This window comes from Ramlibacter sp. Leaf400 (assembly GCF_001424545.1).
In the GTDB taxonomy this organism is placed as follows: domain Bacteria; phylum Pseudomonadota; class Gammaproteobacteria; order Burkholderiales; family Burkholderiaceae_C; genus Ramlibacter.
This window is the reverse complement of sequence record NZ_LMQL01000010.1, coordinates 312,311-329,168: the sequence shown is the minus strand read 5'-3', so window position 1 is coordinate 329,168 and position 16,858 is coordinate 312,311. Positions and strand designations below refer to the sequence as shown.

15 protein-coding genes are annotated in these 16,858 nt (G+C 73.8%); 4 read left to right on the top strand and 11 right to left on the bottom strand.

The features are described from left to right. Positions 1-38: 38 nt before the first annotated feature. On the top strand, positions 39-251 hold the full coding sequence (locus tag ASG30_RS12525) for a YgaP family membrane protein (protein ID WP_327212923.1): 213 nt from the start codon (positions 39-41) through the stop codon (positions 249-251). Positions 252-282: 31 nt separating this feature from the next. Here the strand turns inward: ASG30_RS12525 and ASG30_RS12520 are convergent, their stop codons facing one another. From ASG30_RS12520 to ASG30_RS12500, 5 genes are all read right to left on the bottom strand, one after another. Then, complete coding sequence (locus ASG30_RS12520) at positions 283-1,551, bottom strand: phospholipase D-like domain-containing protein (RefSeq protein ID WP_055896810.1); 1,269 nt, start codon at positions 1,549-1,551, stop codon at positions 283-285. A 57-nt stretch (positions 1,552-1,608) separates the two neighbouring features. Then, the gene (locus ASG30_RS12515; RefSeq protein WP_055896807.1) at positions 1,609-2,571 is read right to left on the bottom strand and encodes a magnesium transporter; all 963 of its coding nucleotides are present in this window, start codon (positions 2,569-2,571) and stop codon (positions 1,609-1,611) included. A gap of 13 nt (positions 2,572-2,584) precedes the next feature. Continuing rightward, positions 2,585-3,034 carry a universal stress protein gene (locus ASG30_RS12510; RefSeq protein ID WP_055896804.1) on the bottom strand — a complete coding sequence of 150 codons (450 nt, stop codon included), beginning with the start codon at positions 3,032-3,034 and terminating at the stop codon, positions 2,585-2,587. Between the two features lie 67 nt (positions 3,035-3,101). Continuing rightward, positions 3,102-3,302 carry a hypothetical protein gene (locus ASG30_RS12505; protein WP_055896801.1) on the bottom strand — a complete coding sequence of 67 codons (201 nt, stop codon included), beginning with the start codon at positions 3,300-3,302 and terminating at the stop codon, positions 3,102-3,104. Positions 3,303-3,319: 17 nt separating this feature from the next. Beyond that, on the bottom strand, positions 3,320-3,631 hold the full coding sequence (locus tag ASG30_RS12500) for a hypothetical protein (protein ID WP_055896798.1): 312 nt from the start codon (positions 3,629-3,631) through the stop codon (positions 3,320-3,322). A 119-nt stretch (positions 3,632-3,750) separates the two neighbouring features. Between ASG30_RS12500 and ASG30_RS12495 the strand changes: the two genes are divergently transcribed. Next, entirely contained in the window at positions 3,751-4,500 is a 750-nt protein-coding gene (locus ASG30_RS12495) for a glucose 1-dehydrogenase (RefSeq protein ID WP_055896796.1), read from the top strand. Positions 4,501-4,504: 4 nt separating this feature from the next. Here the strand turns inward: ASG30_RS12495 and ASG30_RS12490 are convergent, their stop codons facing one another. From ASG30_RS12490 to ASG30_RS12470, 5 genes are read right to left on the bottom strand one after another with little or no spacing between them, the layout of a single operon-like run. Then, complete coding sequence (locus ASG30_RS12490) at positions 4,505-5,929, bottom strand: bifunctional aminoglycoside phosphotransferase/ATP-binding protein (RefSeq protein WP_055896793.1); 1,425 nt, start codon at positions 5,927-5,929, stop codon at positions 4,505-4,507. A gap of 7 nt (positions 5,930-5,936) precedes the next feature. After that, positions 5,937-7,124, bottom strand: a complete 1,188-nt coding sequence (locus ASG30_RS12485) for an efflux RND transporter periplasmic adaptor subunit (RefSeq protein WP_055896791.1) — start codon at positions 7,122-7,124, stop codon at positions 5,937-5,939. A 2-nt stretch (positions 7,125-7,126) separates the two neighbouring features. Next, complete coding sequence (locus tag ASG30_RS12480) at positions 7,127-9,493, bottom strand: ABC transporter permease (protein WP_055896788.1); 2,367 nt, start codon at positions 9,491-9,493, stop codon at positions 7,127-7,129. 4 nt (positions 9,494-9,497) lie between these two features. Further along, positions 9,498-10,226: an ABC transporter ATP-binding protein gene (locus ASG30_RS12475; protein WP_055896785.1), complete on the bottom strand. Its 729-nt coding sequence runs from the start codon at positions 10,224-10,226 to the stop codon at positions 9,498-9,500. 13 nt (positions 10,227-10,239) lie between these two features. Further along, a complete protein-coding gene (locus tag ASG30_RS12470) occupies positions 10,240-10,665 on the bottom strand; it encodes an Hsp20/alpha crystallin family protein (protein WP_055896782.1) in 426 nt (141 codons plus the stop codon). Between the two features lie 299 nt (positions 10,666-10,964). Between ASG30_RS12470 and ASG30_RS12465 the strand changes: the two genes are divergently transcribed. Together ASG30_RS12465 and ASG30_RS12460 are read left to right on the top strand one after the other, a co-directional pair. Continuing rightward, the gene (locus tag ASG30_RS12465; RefSeq protein WP_055896779.1) at positions 10,965-12,728 is read left to right on the top strand and encodes a PHA/PHB synthase family protein; all 1,764 of its coding nucleotides are present in this window, start codon (positions 10,965-10,967) and stop codon (positions 12,726-12,728) included. A 10-nt stretch (positions 12,729-12,738) separates the two neighbouring features. Then, on the top strand, positions 12,739-15,429 hold the full coding sequence (locus tag ASG30_RS12460; RefSeq protein WP_055896776.1) for a bifunctional acetate--CoA ligase family protein/GNAT family N-acetyltransferase: 2,691 nt from the start codon (positions 12,739-12,741) through the stop codon (positions 15,427-15,429). On the opposite strand, the gene ASG30_RS12455 is transcribed toward ASG30_RS12460, so the two are convergent. After that, a complete protein-coding gene (locus ASG30_RS12455) occupies positions 15,405-16,760 on the bottom strand; it encodes an MBL fold metallo-hydrolase RNA specificity domain-containing protein (protein WP_055896773.1) in 1,356 nt (451 codons plus the stop codon). The genes ASG30_RS12460 and ASG30_RS12455 overlap by 25 nt on opposite strands. Positions 16,761-16,858: the final 98 nt, after the last annotated feature.

Here is a 16,858-nt window from a genome sequence, read left to right as displayed (position 1 = left end):
CGGGCAGGCCTGCAACCCCTGAATCCGGAAGGCGGAACATGAAGACCATCGAGACCAACGTCGGCAGGATCGACCAGGTCCTGCGCATCGCGGGCGGGCTGCTCCTCATCCTCCTCTTCGCCCTCGGCGTGATCGGCCCGTGGGGACTGCTCGGGCTCGTGGCGCTGGCCACGGGGCTGGTGCGCTTCTGCCCCGTGTACCGGCTGCTGGGCCTGCACACCTGCGGCTCGAACGTCCAGCGGCTGCCCTGAGCCGCGCGCAGGCCGGCTGCCGGCCGCCCGCTCACAGCAGCAGGTGGAACAGGTAGGCGCCGTTGTCCTTGAGCTTGTGCCAGGCGCCGCGCCGGCGCCAGGCGTCGAGCTGCACCTCCTCGGCGCGCGCGACGTACTTCTCGAACACCCCGTCGAGGCGGGCGGCGAGCGCGTCGTCCAGGATGCCCAGCGTGAGCTCGTCGTTGGTCTCGAACGAGCGGTCGTCGAAGTTGCTGGAGCCGATGGCGCTCCACGCCCGGTCGATCGTCATGGCCTTCTGGTGCAGCAGCGTGTGCGGGTACTCGAACAGGCGCACGCCGCAGCGCAGCAGCTTCTCGAAGTTGCGGTGTCCCGCGTGCTGCACCATCGGGTTGTCCGAGCCGCTGGTCGCGGGCATCAGCACGCGCACGTCCACGCCGCGGGCGACGGCTTCGCCCAGCGCGTCGATGGCGGCCGGCTGGGGGATGAAGTAGGGGTTCTGGATCCAGATCCGCTCGCGCGCCAGGCAGATGGCCGCGTGGTGCAGGATCTTCACCGCGGGCGCCGCCCCGTCCGGCTTGAGCCAGGCGGCGTGGATCGCCGTGTCGCCGGCCGGCGGCAGGTGGGGAAAGTGGTCCTCGCCGCCGAAGAGCTCGCGGGTCTCGGAGATCCAGTTCTCGCTGAAAACGCCCTGCAGCGTGTTGACGATCGGCCCGCCCACCAGCACGCTCAGGTCGGCGTTGTGCAGGTGGTCCTCGGCGTCGCCCAGCCAGGCGTCGACGATGCAGTGGCCGCCGACCAGGGCTTCGCGGCCGTCGAACACCACCAGCTTGCGGTGGTCGCGGTTGTTCAGCAGCCCGATGTTGCGCAGCGCGTTGTCGTGGAAGAACGCCACCTTGCAGCCGGCGTCTTGCAGGTGGCGCAGGGTCGGCGCGCCCATCCGCCGGCAGCCGTTGGCGTCCAGCATCAGGCGCACCTGGCATCCCGCGGCCGCGCGCTCGGCCAGCGCGGTGCCCAGCTGCCGGCCGATGGCGCCGTCCTTCCAGAGGAAGGTCTCCAGGTGCACGGAGTGCCGCGCGCCGCGGATCCGCTCGAGCAGCACGTCGAAGTAGCGCCCGTTCTCCACCAGCTCGACCGCATTGCCGCCGACCACGGGGCTTGACGAGAGGCCCGCCAGCGTGGGCAGCAGCTGGCCGATCCCCGCGCTGGCGGGAAGGCGCAGGTCGACGTCGCGCTGCCGCCGGATCGACCACAGCACCGCCACCAGCAGCGCCAGGAGGGCGAGCAGCAGGGCCAGCGCCCCGAGGATTGGCACGATCATCGCGGTGCAGTGTGGGGCAAGCGCGGGCGGGCTGCAGGCCGGGCCTGCCGGGCGCCTTCAGAGCACGACGAGCGAGACGCAGCCGAAGTAGACGACCAGGGTGAGCACGTCCTGGACGATGGTCGCGATCGGACCGCTGCCGTAGGCGGGGTCGGCGCCCAGGCGCTGCAGCAGCGCGGGCATGGCGAGCCCGAGGGTCGAGGCCAGCGTGCTGGCGATCGCCAGGGCCAGCGCCACGGCGGTTGCGAGCCGCGGGTTGCCGAACACCGCCAGGACCAGGGGGAAGGCGACCGCCGACAGCACCAGGCCCAGCAGGAGCCCGGTGCGAAGCTCGGCCGCGAACAGCTGCCGCAGGCTCATGTGGCTCAGCGAGAGGCCACGCACCGCGATGGTCTCGCTCTGCGTGCCGATCGCGTCGGCGAGGTACACCAGCCCGGGCATGAAGAAGGCGACCGCCGGAAGGGCGGCCATCGCGTGCTCGTAGCGCGCCACCACCAGGGTGGCAGCGGCGCTGCCCGCCAGTCCTGCCAGCAGCCAGGGCAGCCGGTGCCGCACCCGCCGCAGGGGCGCGGCGTGCAGGGCCTGGGGCGCCTGCGCGGACTCGCGGGCGATGCCGGCCAGCCGGTGCAGGTCCTGCACGTGCTCGCGGCGCAGCACGTTCATCAGGTCGCGGGGCCCCGCCACGTAGCGCAGCGCTCCCGCCTCGTCCACGACCGGCAGCGCCGACACGCCGTGGTGCAGGGCGATGGAGGCCATCCGCTCGTTGCTGGTGCCCGCGGTGGCGCGCGGCCAGCTCGCATGGGCTGCGGCTCCCAGCAACTGCGCCTCGGGCAGGGACAGCAGTTCCGCCGCGGAAAGGGATCCGAGCAGCCGTCCGCCATCGGTCACGCAGACCAGGTCCCAGGCGGGCGTGCGCTGCTGCCTCAGGCGAAGCCGCAGCTGGCCGGCCGATTCGTCGGGCCGGGCGAGCAGCGCGTGCCGGACCCAGCGGGCGGCACCGGGGAGGTCGCGCGGGTGCACTGCCCTGCGCGGATCAGCCGGGTCCGGCCGCGCCACCGCGGACCACCAGCACCGGCGCCGGTGCCGTGCGGATGATCTGCTCGGCCCCGCTGCCCATCACCAGGCGGTCGACGCCGCGGCGCCCGTGGGTGCCGACCACGATGAGGTCGGCCTTCCAGTCCGTCGCCTGCTTCGCGATCGACGTTCCCAGCCGCTGCCCGGGGGTGTCGATGAACGTCGACACCGCATCCACGCCAGCCGCCCGGCAGGTGTCGGCCGCCTCGCTCAGGACCTTGGCGCCGTTCTCCCGCACCAGGTCGATGATGGCGCCGACGTAGTCGTACGCGCCCAGGTAGGCCAGCTCGTCGACGCAGTGCACCAGGTGGATCTGGCCGCCGCTGCCGCGCGCCATCTCGACGGCCGTCGCCAGCGCCTTGGCCGATGTCTCGCTGCCGTCGACCGGAACCAGGATTCGCTTGTACATGGTGGATCTCCCGCGGTGGAAATGGAGGCAGTCTGCAAGCCTGGCGGCGCGGCGGCGTTGACCTGCGTCAACGGGCGGCGGCGCCCGTGCGATGCGCCCACCTGTGCGCCAGCGGCCAGCCGAGCAGCACGAGGTAGGCGGGCAGCCAGTAGAGATGGGCCGCGTAGCGCAGGGCCAGGAGGGTCCCTCCCACGGCGACGGCGGCGAGCGCTCCCGTGCGCGAGGACAGGTGCCGGCGCACGGCCGGCGGCAGGTGGGGGTGGTGCACGTTCGTTCCTCTGCGGTTCACCGCCCGGCGACCCGCTGCGGCGCCGGGAAGCGGTAGATCGTGTCGTTCAGGTGCCGGGCCACGGCGTCGATGTCCTCGCCGTTCCAGCCCAGGCGGGCCTCGCCCTGCCACTGGAGGACCAGCGCCCGCAGGGAGTTCCAGTCCTGGGCCCGGCGCTGCGCGCGCCAATGCATCTGCTCGGAGTGGCAGGCGCCGCAGTGGTTCTCGTAGAGCATGGCGCCGCGGGTGGCGGGGGTGGGCGGGACCTGGGCGATGGCGCTGCCGAGCAGCGTGGACAGGATCGCGGCCGTGAAGTGGACTGGGCGCATGGGGGAGGCCTCCTTGCAGGCACTCTGCTCCGGGCATGGCGTGCCCGCCTTGACGCACGTCAAGGCCCGTCGCCCCGGCTTCCCTAGCATGGCTGCACCACACCTCCAGGGAGACTCCCATGCTGAACGACAAAGTCGCCATCGTCACCGGCGCGGCCTCGGGCATCGGCCGCGCCATCGCGCTCTCTTACGCCGGCGCGGGCGCCCGGGTGGTGGTGTCGGACACCGACACGGCCGGCGGCGAGGAAACCGTGGCCCTGGTCCGCCGGGCCGGCGGCGACGCGATCTTCGCTGCGGCCGACGTCAGCGTCCCGGGCGACTGCTCCGGGCTGGTCGAACGCACCGTCGGCGCCTACGGCCGGCTGGACATCGCCTGCAACAACGCCGGCATCGGCGGCGAACTCGCGCCCACGGCCGACTACCCGCTGGACGCATGGAACCGCGTGATCGCGGTCAACCTGAGCGGCGTCTTCCACTGCATGCGCTCGCAAATCCGCGCGATGCTCAAGGGCGGGGGCGGCGCCATCGTCAACATGGCGTCCATCCTGGGCACGGTCGGCTTCGCCAACGCGCCCGCGTACACCGCGGCCAAGCACGGCGTGCTGGGCCTGACCAAGGCGGCCGCGCAGGAGTACGCGGCGCAGGGCATCCGCATCAACGCGGTCGGCCCCGCCTTCATCCACACGCCGATGATCGAGCGCCTCGAAAGCGATCCGGCGGCGCTGGCCGCCCTCGTCGCGATGCACCCCATCGGCCGGCTCGGCCGGCCGGAGGAGGTGGCGGCGCTGGTGACCTGGCTCAGCAGTCCGGCAGCTTCGTTCGCCACGGGGGCCTACTACCCGATCGACGGCGGGTACCTGGCCCGCTGAACCTTCAGGCCCGCTCGGCCACGGCCCGTTCGTCGGGGCCCAGCGGCTCGGCTTGGCCGGCGAGCCGGTCCAGCACTGCGGCGTCCGCCTCCGAGGCATCGCCGCGGCGCCCGGCCAGCCGCTCGCGCAGCAGCGCAGGGGGCGCCTCGCAGGCCAGGATGGAGAAGGGCGCGCACAGCGAGTCGGCCAGGGCGCGCGCCTGGTCCCGTTCGGCCCGCCGCAGGAAGGCCGCGTCCAGCACCACGGGATGCCCGGCCCGCAACGCGATCTCCGCCAGCGCCAGCAGGCGTTCATAGGTCTGCCGCGTCATGGCGGGCGTGTACAGGTCCACGCCGGCGGCGCGGGAGTCCGCCAGGGGCCCGAGGCCCGCCAGGCGCTTGCGCTCCACGTCGGAGCGCACGCGGATGGCGGCCTCGCCTTCCAGCCAGGCCTGCGAACGCCACGTCTTGCCCGAGCCGGGCAGGCCGTGCGTGATGCACAGGCGGGGCGTTCCCGGGGCCGTCCAGCCGCGCGCGGCGCTGGCATAGGCGCGGGCCTGCGCCGGCCTGCCGCGCATCCCCATCACCTGGGACCGCACCAGCGCGCGGTAGGCGGCGGCGAAACGCAGCGACGGCACGGCCTCGTGCTCGCCCAGCGCGTCCAGCCATGCGTTGAGCAGGCGGAAGGCGAGGGCGCGGCTGCCGCGCACGCCCAGGTCCATGACGGGGAACGCGATGTCGTCCAGCACGTCGATCCAGCGCAGCGCCGCATCGAACTCGATCCCGTCGAAGGCCGCGGGCGCGCCGTCCAGCCAGACCAGGTTGTCCAGGTGCAGGTCGCCGTGGCCTTCGCGCACGCGGCCGCCCCGCAACCGGGCGTCCCACAGCGGCGCCAGGCCGGCGGCCGCGTTCTCGAACCAGCGCTCCAGGCGCGCCGCATCGCCGGTGCCCGGCAGCCACCGCGCGGCGCCCGTGCAGGCCGCCAGCGCCGAGGCACGGCGCCGCTGCGGCGTGCCCCAGCCCGCGCCGGCCGGGGCCCGCGGCGCGCCGGCGTGGAAGCCCGCCAGCATCGCCGCCAGGGCGTCGACCTCGGCACGGCCGAGCCGCCCGGCCGCCAGCCGTTCGGAGAACAGGTCCTCCTGCGCGAAACGGCGCATGCGGACCGCGAAGTCGATCACCGGCCCGCAGCCGCCGAGGCGGGCGCCGCCGGGCGTGGCGGTGACGCTGTCCAGGCCGAGGTACAGCGCGGGCGCGAGCCGGCCGTTCAGCCGCAGCTCCTCCTCGCAGCAGCGCCGGCGCGCCTCCAGCGTGCCGTAGTCCACGAAGGCCAGCCGGACCGGCTTCTTGATCTTCCAGGCGGTGTCGCCCGCCAGCAGCACCCAGGAGATGTGCGTCTCCAGGCATTGCGCCCCCAGCGAGGCCGCCAGCTGCCGCAGCTGTTCGTCGGTCACGGCGCGCCTACCTGCGCCTTTGCACCCGCTGTCCGTCGGAGACCGAAGGAGGCGGGTAGAGGATGACGCTCTGGCCCGGCTGCAGTCCGCTGCGCACCCAGGCCTCGCTGCCGTTGCGGGCGGCGACGTCCACCGGCTGCAGCCGGGCGCGGCCGCCGTCCAGCCGGTAGGCCGCCATGCCGCCATCGGCGAAGGGGAACAGGGCCCCCACCGGCGCGAGCACGACCTGGTCGACGCTCTGGGTGACGATGCGGACGGTGACCCGGAAGCCATCGCCCATGGCCAGCCACTCGGGCGGTGGCGGATCCAGGTCGACCAGAACGTTCACGCGCTGCTCCTCGATGCCGAGCGCGGAAACCTTGGTGAACGCCGCGGGTTCCACCCGCCGCACGCGGCCTTCGACCGGCGGCCCGCCCCAGCGCTCGACCACGGCCCGGCGGCCGGGTTGCGCCTGGACAGCGTCGGTGGTCAGCAGTTCCGCCACCACCTCCATGCGCGCGGGGTCGCCGATGTCCAGCAGGGCCGTGCCGGCCGGCAGCGTGGCTTCGCTGGGCTGCGCCACCTTCAGCACCACCCCGTCGACCGGCGCCCGCACCACGAGCGGGCGGCCCGCCTCCGGCGCGCCGGCCGGCCGCAGCGTCGCGGCCGCCTGCGCCTGCTCCTGCACCGAGATCTCCCGTTCCGCGCGGGCCGCCTCCTGCTCGCGTTGCGCGGCGGAGAGGGCCAGCCGCGCCGCGTCCAGCCGCGAGGCGCTGAGGAAGCCCTCGCGGGCGAGCTTCTCGCTGCGGTGCAGCTCGAGCTGGGTCTCCTCCACGCCGATGCGGGCCCGCTCCAGGCGCGCGGCCGCGCGCTGCACCACGGCTTGCGCCGCCCGGTGGCGCGCGGCGGCCTCGCGCGCGCTGCGCTCGTCGATCATGGCCGACATCACCGGCAGCAGCACGGCCACGGTGTCGCCCGCGCGGACGCGGTCGCCTTCGCGCAGCACGATGCGGGTCAGCCGCGACGCCACCGGCACCGAGACGGTGTAGCGGTCCTTCACGCGCGTGCGGCCGTCCTCCTCGATGCCCTGCTCGAAACGACCGGAATGCACGGCGGCGGTCTCCACCGCCACCGGCCGGGGCGAGAACGCCCAGCCCAGCATCGCCAGCACGGCGGCGCCCGCGCCGCCCCACACCAGGACCCTGCGTTTGCCCATGTTCATTCCCTCGTCTTGAGTGCCGCGACCATGTCGAGGCTGTCGATGCGCCGGCGCACCACCAGCGCGCTGGCCAGGCCCGCGGCCACCACGCACAGGGCGGCCCAGGCATAGGTGCGCGGCCGGATCACCACCGGGAACAGGAACTGGTCCGAGCGCATCAGCTGCACCACGCCGTGCGTGAGCCCCCAGCCCAGCAGCATGCCCAGCGGCAGCGCGATGGCGATGCCCAGCGCCAGTTCGCCCAGCAGCAGCACCGAGACCTCGCCCCGGGTGAAGCCCAGCACGCGCAGGCTGGCCAGCTCCCAGGTGCGCTCGGCCAGGGCGATGCGCGCGTTGTTGTAGACCACGCCCACCGCGATCACCGCGGCGAAGGCGGTGAGCACCGAGCTCATGATCAGGATGTTGCGCGCGCTGACCTCCTGCATGTTGCGCAGCATGGTGGCCTTGCTGAAGGCGCCGGCCACCTTGGGCAGCCCCTGCGTGGTTTCCAGCACCCGCTCCACCGCGCCGGGGCCGGCCCGCAGGCTGAAGAAGTTGGCGAGGTCGCCGTCGCCCAGCGCCCGGTTCAGCGTGTCGCGGCGGATGAAGGCGTTCATGCCCATCATGTCGCGCACCGTCCGCTCGACCACCAGCCGCAGCACGGCGCGCCGGCCCTCGCGGACCTCGACGGTGACCGTGTCGCCGGGCTCCAGCCCCAGCTTGCGGGCCAGCCGGTCCGTCATGAGCAGGCCGTGCACGCCCGGCGGGCGCGGGACCTGCTCGACGTCCACCACCCGCTGCAGCGACGGAACGGCCGGGTAGGCATCGACCAGCCCCTTCTGGCTGCGCGAGCCGTGCACGAAGCGCACGGCGATGCGCCGCCCGGGCTCCACCTCCAGCACGCCCGGCAGGCGGGCCAGCTCGCGCCCGGCCGCCGCATCCACCGGGTCGGTCGTCCACACGATCAGGTCGCCGCGCATGGCCAGGCCGAACTGCGTCTCGACGATGGTCTCGATCGCGTCGCGGAAGAAGTTGCCCATGATCACGATGGCGGTGGCCGCGGCCATCCCGCCGATCGTCACGGCAGCGCGCAGCGGCCGCCGCTCCAGGTTGCGCAGGATCATGCGCAGCGAGGGCGCCAGGCGCAGGCGGGGGAGCCGCTCCAGCAGCGCGCGGCGATAGCTGCCCGGCGACGGTGGCCGCATCGCCTGCGCCGCGGACAGCCGCACCGTCGCCTGGATGGCCGTGAGCGTGCCCAGCACGGCGGTGGCCACGACCAGCGCCAGGCCGGCGACGACCAGCCCGGGCGGAATCCCGAAGTCGAAGCGGGGAAACCGGAAGAAGTCGGCGTACAGGCCGGTGAGCATCGTCCCCATGGCGTGTCCGAGCCCGATCCCGAGCACGAAGCCGCCCAGCACCATCGGGGCCACCAGCTTGAGGTAGTGCGCCGCGATGGCGGCGTCGCGGTAGCCCAGGGCCTTGAGCGCGGCGACCTGCTCGCGCTGCGTGGCCACCAGCCGCGCCGTGACCACGTGCAGGAGGAAGCCCGCCACGGCCAGGAAGATCGCCGGCAGGACGGTGCCGAGCACGCGCTGCTCGCGGATCTCGTTGTCCAGCATCGCGTGGGAGCCTTGCTCGTCGCGGCCATGCGGGGGCTCGCCGCCCAGCCCGGCCAGCCTCCGGGTCAGCTGCGCCAGCACCGCGTCCTGCGAGGCCTGCGGCGAAAGCTTCAGCGCGACGCGGTTGAACGCGCCGGCCATGTCGGTGGCGGCCGCGAGTTCGTCGTGGTCGACCCAGAACACGCCGAACGCACGCAGGTCCGGCATGCCGAACAGGCCGCCGAAGATGTATTCCGGCGAGAGCGCCGTGCCGGTGATGCGCAGCGTCCTGCGCTTGCCGTTGACGAGGGCCGAGACGGTCTCGCCGGGACCCAGCCCGTGCGCGTCGGCGAAGCTCTCGGTGACCACCGCGTCCAGCTCGCCCCCGGGGCGGCTGCCCCCCTCGGGCCAGCGGCCGGACCGCAGGAGCACGCGATTGAGGCGCTGCGGACGATCGGCATCCAGGCCGATCAGCTGGCCGATCACCGGGTCGGTGCTGCCCGGCACGGTCACGCGCGCGAAGGTCTCGACGGTGGCCTGCACGTCCACCACGCCCGGGATTTCGGCCAGCCGGGGCGCGAGCGCGGCCGGCGCCCGCTTGACGGTCGCGAAGACGTCGGCGAAGCGGCCGCTGGCATAGAAGCCGTCGCGCGCCTGCGCCAGCGAGTCCACCGCGGACAGCGTGGCGAGGAAGCCGCCGATGCCGCTGGCGACCACCAGCGCGATCGTGATCGCCTGGCTCCAGAGCAGGCGCAGGTCGCGCAACACCTTGCGGTCGAGGGCTCGCATGGCACTACCAGGACAGCTCGGCCGGCGTCAGCCGCCGCTGCGGCCGCTCCACGCTGGCGATGCGGCCATCGGCCAGGCGCACCACCCGGTCGGCCATGCCGGCGATGGCCGCGTTGTGCGTGATCACCAGCGCGGTCGTCCCCAGCTCGCGGTTGATGCGCGCGATCACCTCCAGCACCAGCTTGCCGGTGGCGTAGTCGAGCGCGCCGGTCGGCTCGTCGCACAGCAGCAGCCGCGGCCGCTTGGCGATGGCCCGCGCGATCGCCACCCGCTGCTGCTCGCCGCCCGACAGCTGCGAGGGGAAGTGGTTGCGCCGGGGCGTCAGCGCCACCAGCGCGATGGCTTCGTCCACCGGCATCGGATCGTTCGAGATGTCGGTCACCAGCGCCACGTTCTCGGCCACCGTGAGGCTGGGGATGAGGTTGTAGAACTGGAACACGAAGCCGACGTATTCGCGCCGGAACGCGGTGAGGGCCTGCTCGCCGCGGCCGGTGAGCGGCCGCCCCCGGAACAGCAGCTCGCCCGAGGTCGGCGTGTCCAGCCCGCCCAGGATGTTCAGCAGGGTCGACTTGCCGCTGCCGGAGGCGCCCAGCAGCACCACGAACTCGCCCGCCGCGACCTCCAGGTCCACGTCGCGCAACGCATGGACGGCGGTGTCGCCGCTGCCGTAGGTCTTGCAGAGCCGGCGGGCCTGCAGGACCGGCCCGCCGGCGCCCGGCGCCTCCAGGTCCATGGTGCGCGGGCCCTCACTGGATGGCGATGCGGCGCGCGTCGGCGGGCGACTTCTTGGGCAGCTCCAGGGTGAGCACGCCGTCGGCGTACCGGGCCTGCACGCCGGAGGAGTCGACGTCCTGGCCCAGGCTGAACGTGCGGGCCACCGTGCCGAAGCAGCGCTCGCTGCGCAGCACGCGGTCGCCGTCGCCCCGCTCTTGCTTCTCGCTCTTGGTCTCGGCCTTGATCGACACCAGGTTCGCGTCGACCTGCACCTCGATGTCGTCCTTCTTCACGCCGGGGATGTCGGCCTTGACGGTGTAGGCCTTGTCGTTCTCGGTGACGTCGATGCGCATCTTCAGCTGCTGATCGCCTTCGAACATGCTGGCGGGGATCAGGCGGCGCAGCGCCGATTCGAAGTTCTCGCCGAATGCGGGATCCAGGACTCGCAGGTTGCTCATGGGGATTCCTCTGTTGGGTTGATCGACGTGGCCGCCAGTCGCGGCCACGGGAGTGAATCTTGGAAGGCGCCCGCCCGGGTGGCTTGATCTTCCTCAAACAAGGGGCGCGCGGCGTCAGGGCACCAGCACGGCCGCGCCGGGGCACGGGCGGCTCGATGGCAACGGGGCGCCGGCCGGCCAGGTCGGCCGCCATGGCGCGCATGGACGCGCGCAGCATCCGTGCATGCCAGGCGGCGCCCAATGCCCGATCAATTGACGCAGCGCAAGCCGCGGCGCCGCGCGGCTGTGAGCATCGCGGCATGACGACCCATCCGCCGACCTGGGCCCCGGCCGCGCAGCACGCGCCCGACCCGCTGGACCAGCCGCTGACGGGAGCCCTGGCGCGGCTGACGCACGGCATTTCCCCGGCCGCGCTGGCGCTGGCCTACACCGACTGGGCCAGCCACCTGGCGGTGTCGCCGGCACGGCAGGGGCAGCTCGCCCACCTGGCCTGGCGGCAGGGCTGGGCCTGGGCCCTCCACGCCGCGCAGGCCTGGGCCGGGCAGTGCACGCCCTGCGTCGCGCCGGCGCCGAACGACCGCCGGTTCGAGCCGCCCCCGTGGCAGGCACCGCCCTTCCACATGCTCGCCCAGGGCTTCCTGCTCGCCCAGCAGTGGTGGCAGCAGGCCACGACCGGCGTGCGCGGCGTCTCGCGGCACCACGAGGAGGTGGTCGCCTTCACCACCCGCCAGCTGCTGGACACCGTGGCGCCGTCCAACTTCATCGCCACCAATCCGCAGGTGCTGCAGGAAACGCTGGCGCGCGGCGGGCTGAACCTGGCCGCCGGCGCGGCCAACTGGTTCCGGGACGCCTTGACCGTCCTGGCCGACGGGCGCCCGCGCGGGATCGAGGCCTTCGGCCCCGGCAAGGGCACGGCGCGGACGCCGGGAAAGGTGGTGATGCGCAACCACCTCGTGGAGCTGATCCAGTACGACCCCGCCACGCCCGAGGTGGCGGCGGAGCCGGTGCTGATCGTGCCCTCCTGGATCATGAAGTTCTACATCCTGGACCTCACGCCGGGCGACTCGCTGGTGCAGTACCTGGTCGGCCAGGGCCGCACCGTGTTCATGGTGTCGTGGCGCAACCCGGGCAGCCAGGACCGCGACCTCGGCATGGACGACTACCTCACGCAGGGCGTGCTGGCCGCGATCGCCGCGGTGCAGGAGCTTCGGCCGCACGCCCGCATCCATGCCGCCGGGTACTGCCTGGGCGGAACGCTGCTGGCCATCGCCGCCGCCGCGCTGGGCGCCTCGGGCCGCAGCCCGCTCCAGACCGTGTCGCTGCTCGCGGCGCAGGTGGACTTCAACCGGCCCGGCGAGCTGGGCCTGTTCATCGACGAGAGCCAGATCGCCTTCCTCGAAGGCGTGATGGCCGAGCACGGCTATCTCGACGGCCGGCAGATGGCGGGCGCCTTCCAGCTGATCAACTCCAAGGACCTGGTGTGGTCCAAGCTCGTGCACGAGTACCTGATGGGCGCGCAGTCGCCGATGACCGCCATGAAGGCCTGGAACGCCGATGCCACGCGCCTGCCGGCGCGCATGCACAGCGAATACCTGCGCTGGCTCTACCTGGACAACGCCCTGGCCGAAGGCCGCTACCGCCATGCCGGCCGCCCGGTGCGGCTGGACGCGATCGGGCAGCCGCTGTACGTGGTGGCCACCGAGCGCGACCATGTCTCGCCCTGGCGCTCGGTGTACCAGGTGCACTCGCTGGTGCGCGCGCCGGTGGACTTCGTGCTCAGTTCGGGCGGCCACAACGTGGGCATCGTCAGTCCGCCGCAAGGCCCGCTCGCGCATCCGCAGGCGTCGTACCGCGCCGCGGTGCATGAGGGCGGCGCGGCGCCGCACGACCCCGACGCCTGGCTGGACGTCGCCACGGTCCGCGAAGGCTCGTGGTGGCCGCACTGGGCGGCCTGGCTGGAGGCGCGGTCGGACGGCGAAAGGCTGCGTCCGCCGCCGGCGCGTGCCATCCTGCACCAGGGCGCGCCGCTGCTCGCACCGGGCCGCTACGTCCACCAGCGATGAGGAATCCGCGATGAGCATCCGCCACCTCGACCGCCTGCTGCGCCCCGCTTCGGTGGCGCTGGTCGGCGCCTCCGACCGCCCCGGCAGCCTGGGCCAGATCGTGCTGCGCAACCTGAAGGCCGCCGGCTTCGCCGGCTCGCTGTGGGCCGTGAACCAGCGCCATGACAGCGTGGACGGACGGCCGGCCTGGCGCGACGTGGCCAGCCTGCCGGCCGCGCCCGACCTGGCGGTGATCTGCACGCCTGCGGCCACGGTGCCGCAGCTGGTCGCCGAGCTGGGCCGCAAGGGCACGCGCGCCGCCGTCGTGATCAGCGCCGGCCTCAAGCAGGCCTCCGAACCCGGCGGGCCGACCTGGGAGCAGGCCATGCTGGCGGCGGCGCGGCCCCACCTGCTGCGCATCCTGGGCCCCAACTGCATCGGGCTTCAGGTGCCCGGGCTGGGCCTGAACGCCAGCTTCGCGCCCGGCGCCGCGCTGGCCGGCAGCCTGGCGTTCGTCAGCCAGTCGGGCGCGCTGGCGACGGCGATGCAGGACTGGGCGCGCGGGCGCGGCATCGGCTTTTCGCACTGCATCTCGCTGGGCGACAGCGCCGACGTCGACTTCGGGGACCTGCTCGACTGGCTGGGCAGCGAGGGCGGCACGCGGGCGATCCTGCTGTACGCCGAATCGGTGAAGGCCGCGCGCAAGTTCATGTCGGCGGCGCGGGCCGCCTCCCGCAACAAGCCGATCATCGTGGTGAAGGCGGGCCGCGCACCGGACGGCGCCCGCGCCGCGGCTTCGCATACCGGCGCGCTGGCCGGCTCCGACGAGGTCTTCGACGCGGCGGCGCGCCGCGCGGGCCTGCTGCGGGTGGACACGCTGGAGGAGCTGTTCGATGCGGCCGAGACGCTGGCGCGGGCGCGCTCGGCCCCCGGCGAGCGGCTGGCGATCGTCACCAACGGCGGCGGCGCCGGCGTGCTGGCCGCCGATGCGCTGGCGCTGGCCGGCGGCACGCTGGCCGTGCTGGCGGCGCCCACGCTCGCCGCGCTGGACCAGGTGCTGCCGCCCACCTGGTCGCGCGGGAACCCGGTGGACATCATCGGCGACGCACCCGTGGCGCGGTACGTCGATGCGATGCGCGTGCTGCTGCAGGCGGGCGAGGTCGACGGCGTCCTGTTCCTGCATGCCCCCACCGCGCTGGTGCCCGCCCTGGACATCGCGCAGGCCTGCCTGCCGCTGGCGCGGGAAGCGACCCGGCCGGTGCTCACCGGCTGGCTGGGCGGCCCCGCGGTGGAGCAGGCGCGGCTGGCCTGCGCGCAGGCCGGGCTGCCCGCGTACGAAACGCCCGAGCGGGCGGTGCGGGCCTGGCTGCAGCTGGTGACGCACGCTCGCAACCAGCGGCAGCTGCTGGAGATCCCGCCGGCCACCCTGCCGGAGTTGGGCTGCGACCGGGCGGCCGCGCAGGTGCTGATCGGGGAGGCGCGACGCGACGGCCGCGAATGGCTCGACGAGCGGGAATCGAAGGCGCTGCTGCAGGCCTACGGCATCCCGGTGGTGGCCACGCGCGCGGTGGCCGAGGCCTCGGAGGCCGTGCGCGCGGCGCAGGAGATCGGCTTTCCCGTCGCGCTCAAGATCCTTTCGCCGCAGATCCTGCACAAGACCGACGTCGGTGGCGTGGCCCTCGGCCTGCGCACCCCGGACGAGGTCCGCGCCGCGGCCGGGCGGATGCTGGAGCAGGTCGCTCGCCTGCGACCGGATGCGTCGATCCGCGGCTTCACGGTGCAGGCGATGGCCGAGCGGCCCGGGGCGCGCGAGCTGATCCTCGGCCTGACCTGCGATCCGGTGTTCGGCCCAGTGCTGCTGTGCGGCACCGGCGGCGTCGAGGTGGAACTGCATCGCCGCCACGCGGTGGCGCTGCCGCCGCTGAACGCCGCGCTCGCACGCGACCTGCTCGCGCGCAGCGGCGTGCAGCCGCTGCTGCGGGCGTGGCGCAGCCGCCCGGCGGCCGACGAGGCGGCGGTCGTCGACGCGCTGCTGCGCCTGTCCCAGCTGGCCTGCGACCTCGCGGGCCTGGCCGAGCTGGACATCAACCCGCTGCTGGCCGATGGACAGGGCGTGCTGGCGCTCGATGCCCGCGTGCGCCTGCACGCCGCCGGCACGCAGCCGGTCCCGCTGGCCATCCGGCCTTATCCCCAGGAGCTGGAGTCCCGGCTGCTCGTGGGCGGGCAGGAGCTGCAGTTGCGGCCCATCCGGCCCGAGGATGGCGAGCGCCTGCAGGACTTCTATGCGCAGGCCTCGCCGGCGGACCTGCGGCTGCGCTTCTTCCAGTCGCGCCGCGAGGTGCCCCTCTCCGAACTGGCCCGCTTCAGCCAGATCGACTACGACCGCGAGATGGCTTTCGTGGCCCTGCCGGCGGCCGATGCGCAGGGAAGGCAGCCGTTCGTCGGGGAGGTGCGCGCGGTGTGCGACCCGGACAACGAGGTCGCGGAGTTCGCGATCCAGGTCGCTTCCGGCTGGCAGGGCAGGGGGCTGGGCCGGCTGCTGCTCGCGCGCCTGGTGGAGCACCTGCGCGAGCGCGGCACGCGCGAACTGGTGGGCGAATGCCTGCCCGAGAACACGGCCATGGCCGGCCTGGCCCGCGCGTCCGGCTGGACGGTGCGCCCGGTGCGCGGGGTGGTGGAGATGCGGCTGGCGCTGGATCAGACCGCCAGCGTCTCCAGGTAGGCGGGGAGGGTGCAGGACCAGCCGAGTTCGCGCTCGATGCGCTGGCGCAGCCCGTCCGCCGCGGCCGGCTCGCCATGGTTGATGAAGACCTTGCGCGGCGGCTGCGCGAGCGCGCGCAGCCAGGCCACCGTCTCGCGGGCGTCGGCATGCGACGACATGCCTTCCAGCTTCGCGACCTCGGCTCGCACCGGCACGTCTTCGCCGTGGATGCGGACCGCCGAGGCACCGCCCAGCAGCGCGGCGCCCCGGGTGCCGCCGGCCTGGTGGCCCGTCAGCAGGATGGTGTTGCGGCGGCCCGGGGCGAAGGCTTTCAGGTGGTGGACGATGCGCCCGCCCGTCGCCATGCCGCTGCCCGCGATCACGACCATCGGACCGCGCCTGGCGTTGATCGCCCGGGAGGCTTCCGGTGACTCGACCACCTCCACCCCGTCGTCCAGCCGCCCGACGGCGGCGCCGTCCAGCCGCAGCTCGCGGCCGTGCTCGCGGTAGACGGCCAGCGCGGCGGCGGCCATGGGGCTGTTGAGGAACAGCGGCAGGTTGGGGATGCGGCCTTCGGACTTCAGTTGCTGCAGCATGTGCAGCAGGGCCTGGGCCCGGCCCACGGCGAAGGCCGGCACCAGCACCGCACCGCCCCGGCGGGCGGTGCGCCAGATCACGTCGGCCAGCTGCTCGAGCGGGTCGGCCTGCGGGTGCTCCTGGTCGCCGTAGGTGGACTCGACCACCACCGCGTCGGCGGGCCGGGGGGCCAGGGGCGCCCGCAGCAGCAGGTCGCGGGGCCGGCCGAGGTCGCCGGAGAAGAGCACCGACTGGCCGTCGCCCTCCAGGCGGACGAAGGCCGAGCCGAGCATGTGGCCGGAGGGCGTGAGTTCCGCCTCGAGTTCCGGCGACGGGTTCCAGCGTTCGCCGAAGCCGACGACGCGAAAGAGTTCCAGGGAACGCAGGGCGTCCTCGCGCGTGAACAGGGCCAGGGCGGGGTGGTGGCGCGAGAAGGCGTGCCGGTTCGCGTACTCGGCTTCCTCCTCCTGCAGGTGGGCGGCGTCCAGCAGCAGGATGCGGCACAGGTCGCGCGTGGCCGCCGTGCAGTAGACCTTGCCGCGGAATCCGTGGCGCACCAGCACCGGAAGCCAGCCGCTGTGGTCGAGGTGGGCGTGGGTGAGGACCACGGCGTTGATCGAGGCGGGCGGCACGGGCGGCGTGGCCCAGTTGCGCAGCCTCAGCTGCTTGTAGCCCTGGAACAGGCCGCAGTCGACCAGCACGTCGCCGCTGGCGTGGCGCACCAGGGTCCTGGACCCGGTGACGGTGTCGGTGGCGCCGAGGAACTGGAGCTTCATGGGGCCAGTCTGCGCCGCGGCGGCACCGCCGCCTTGACCTGCGTCAAGCGGGGGGCCGGGGCAGGCGCGCGTCGGAACTGCTTTTCACGGTGCCTAGG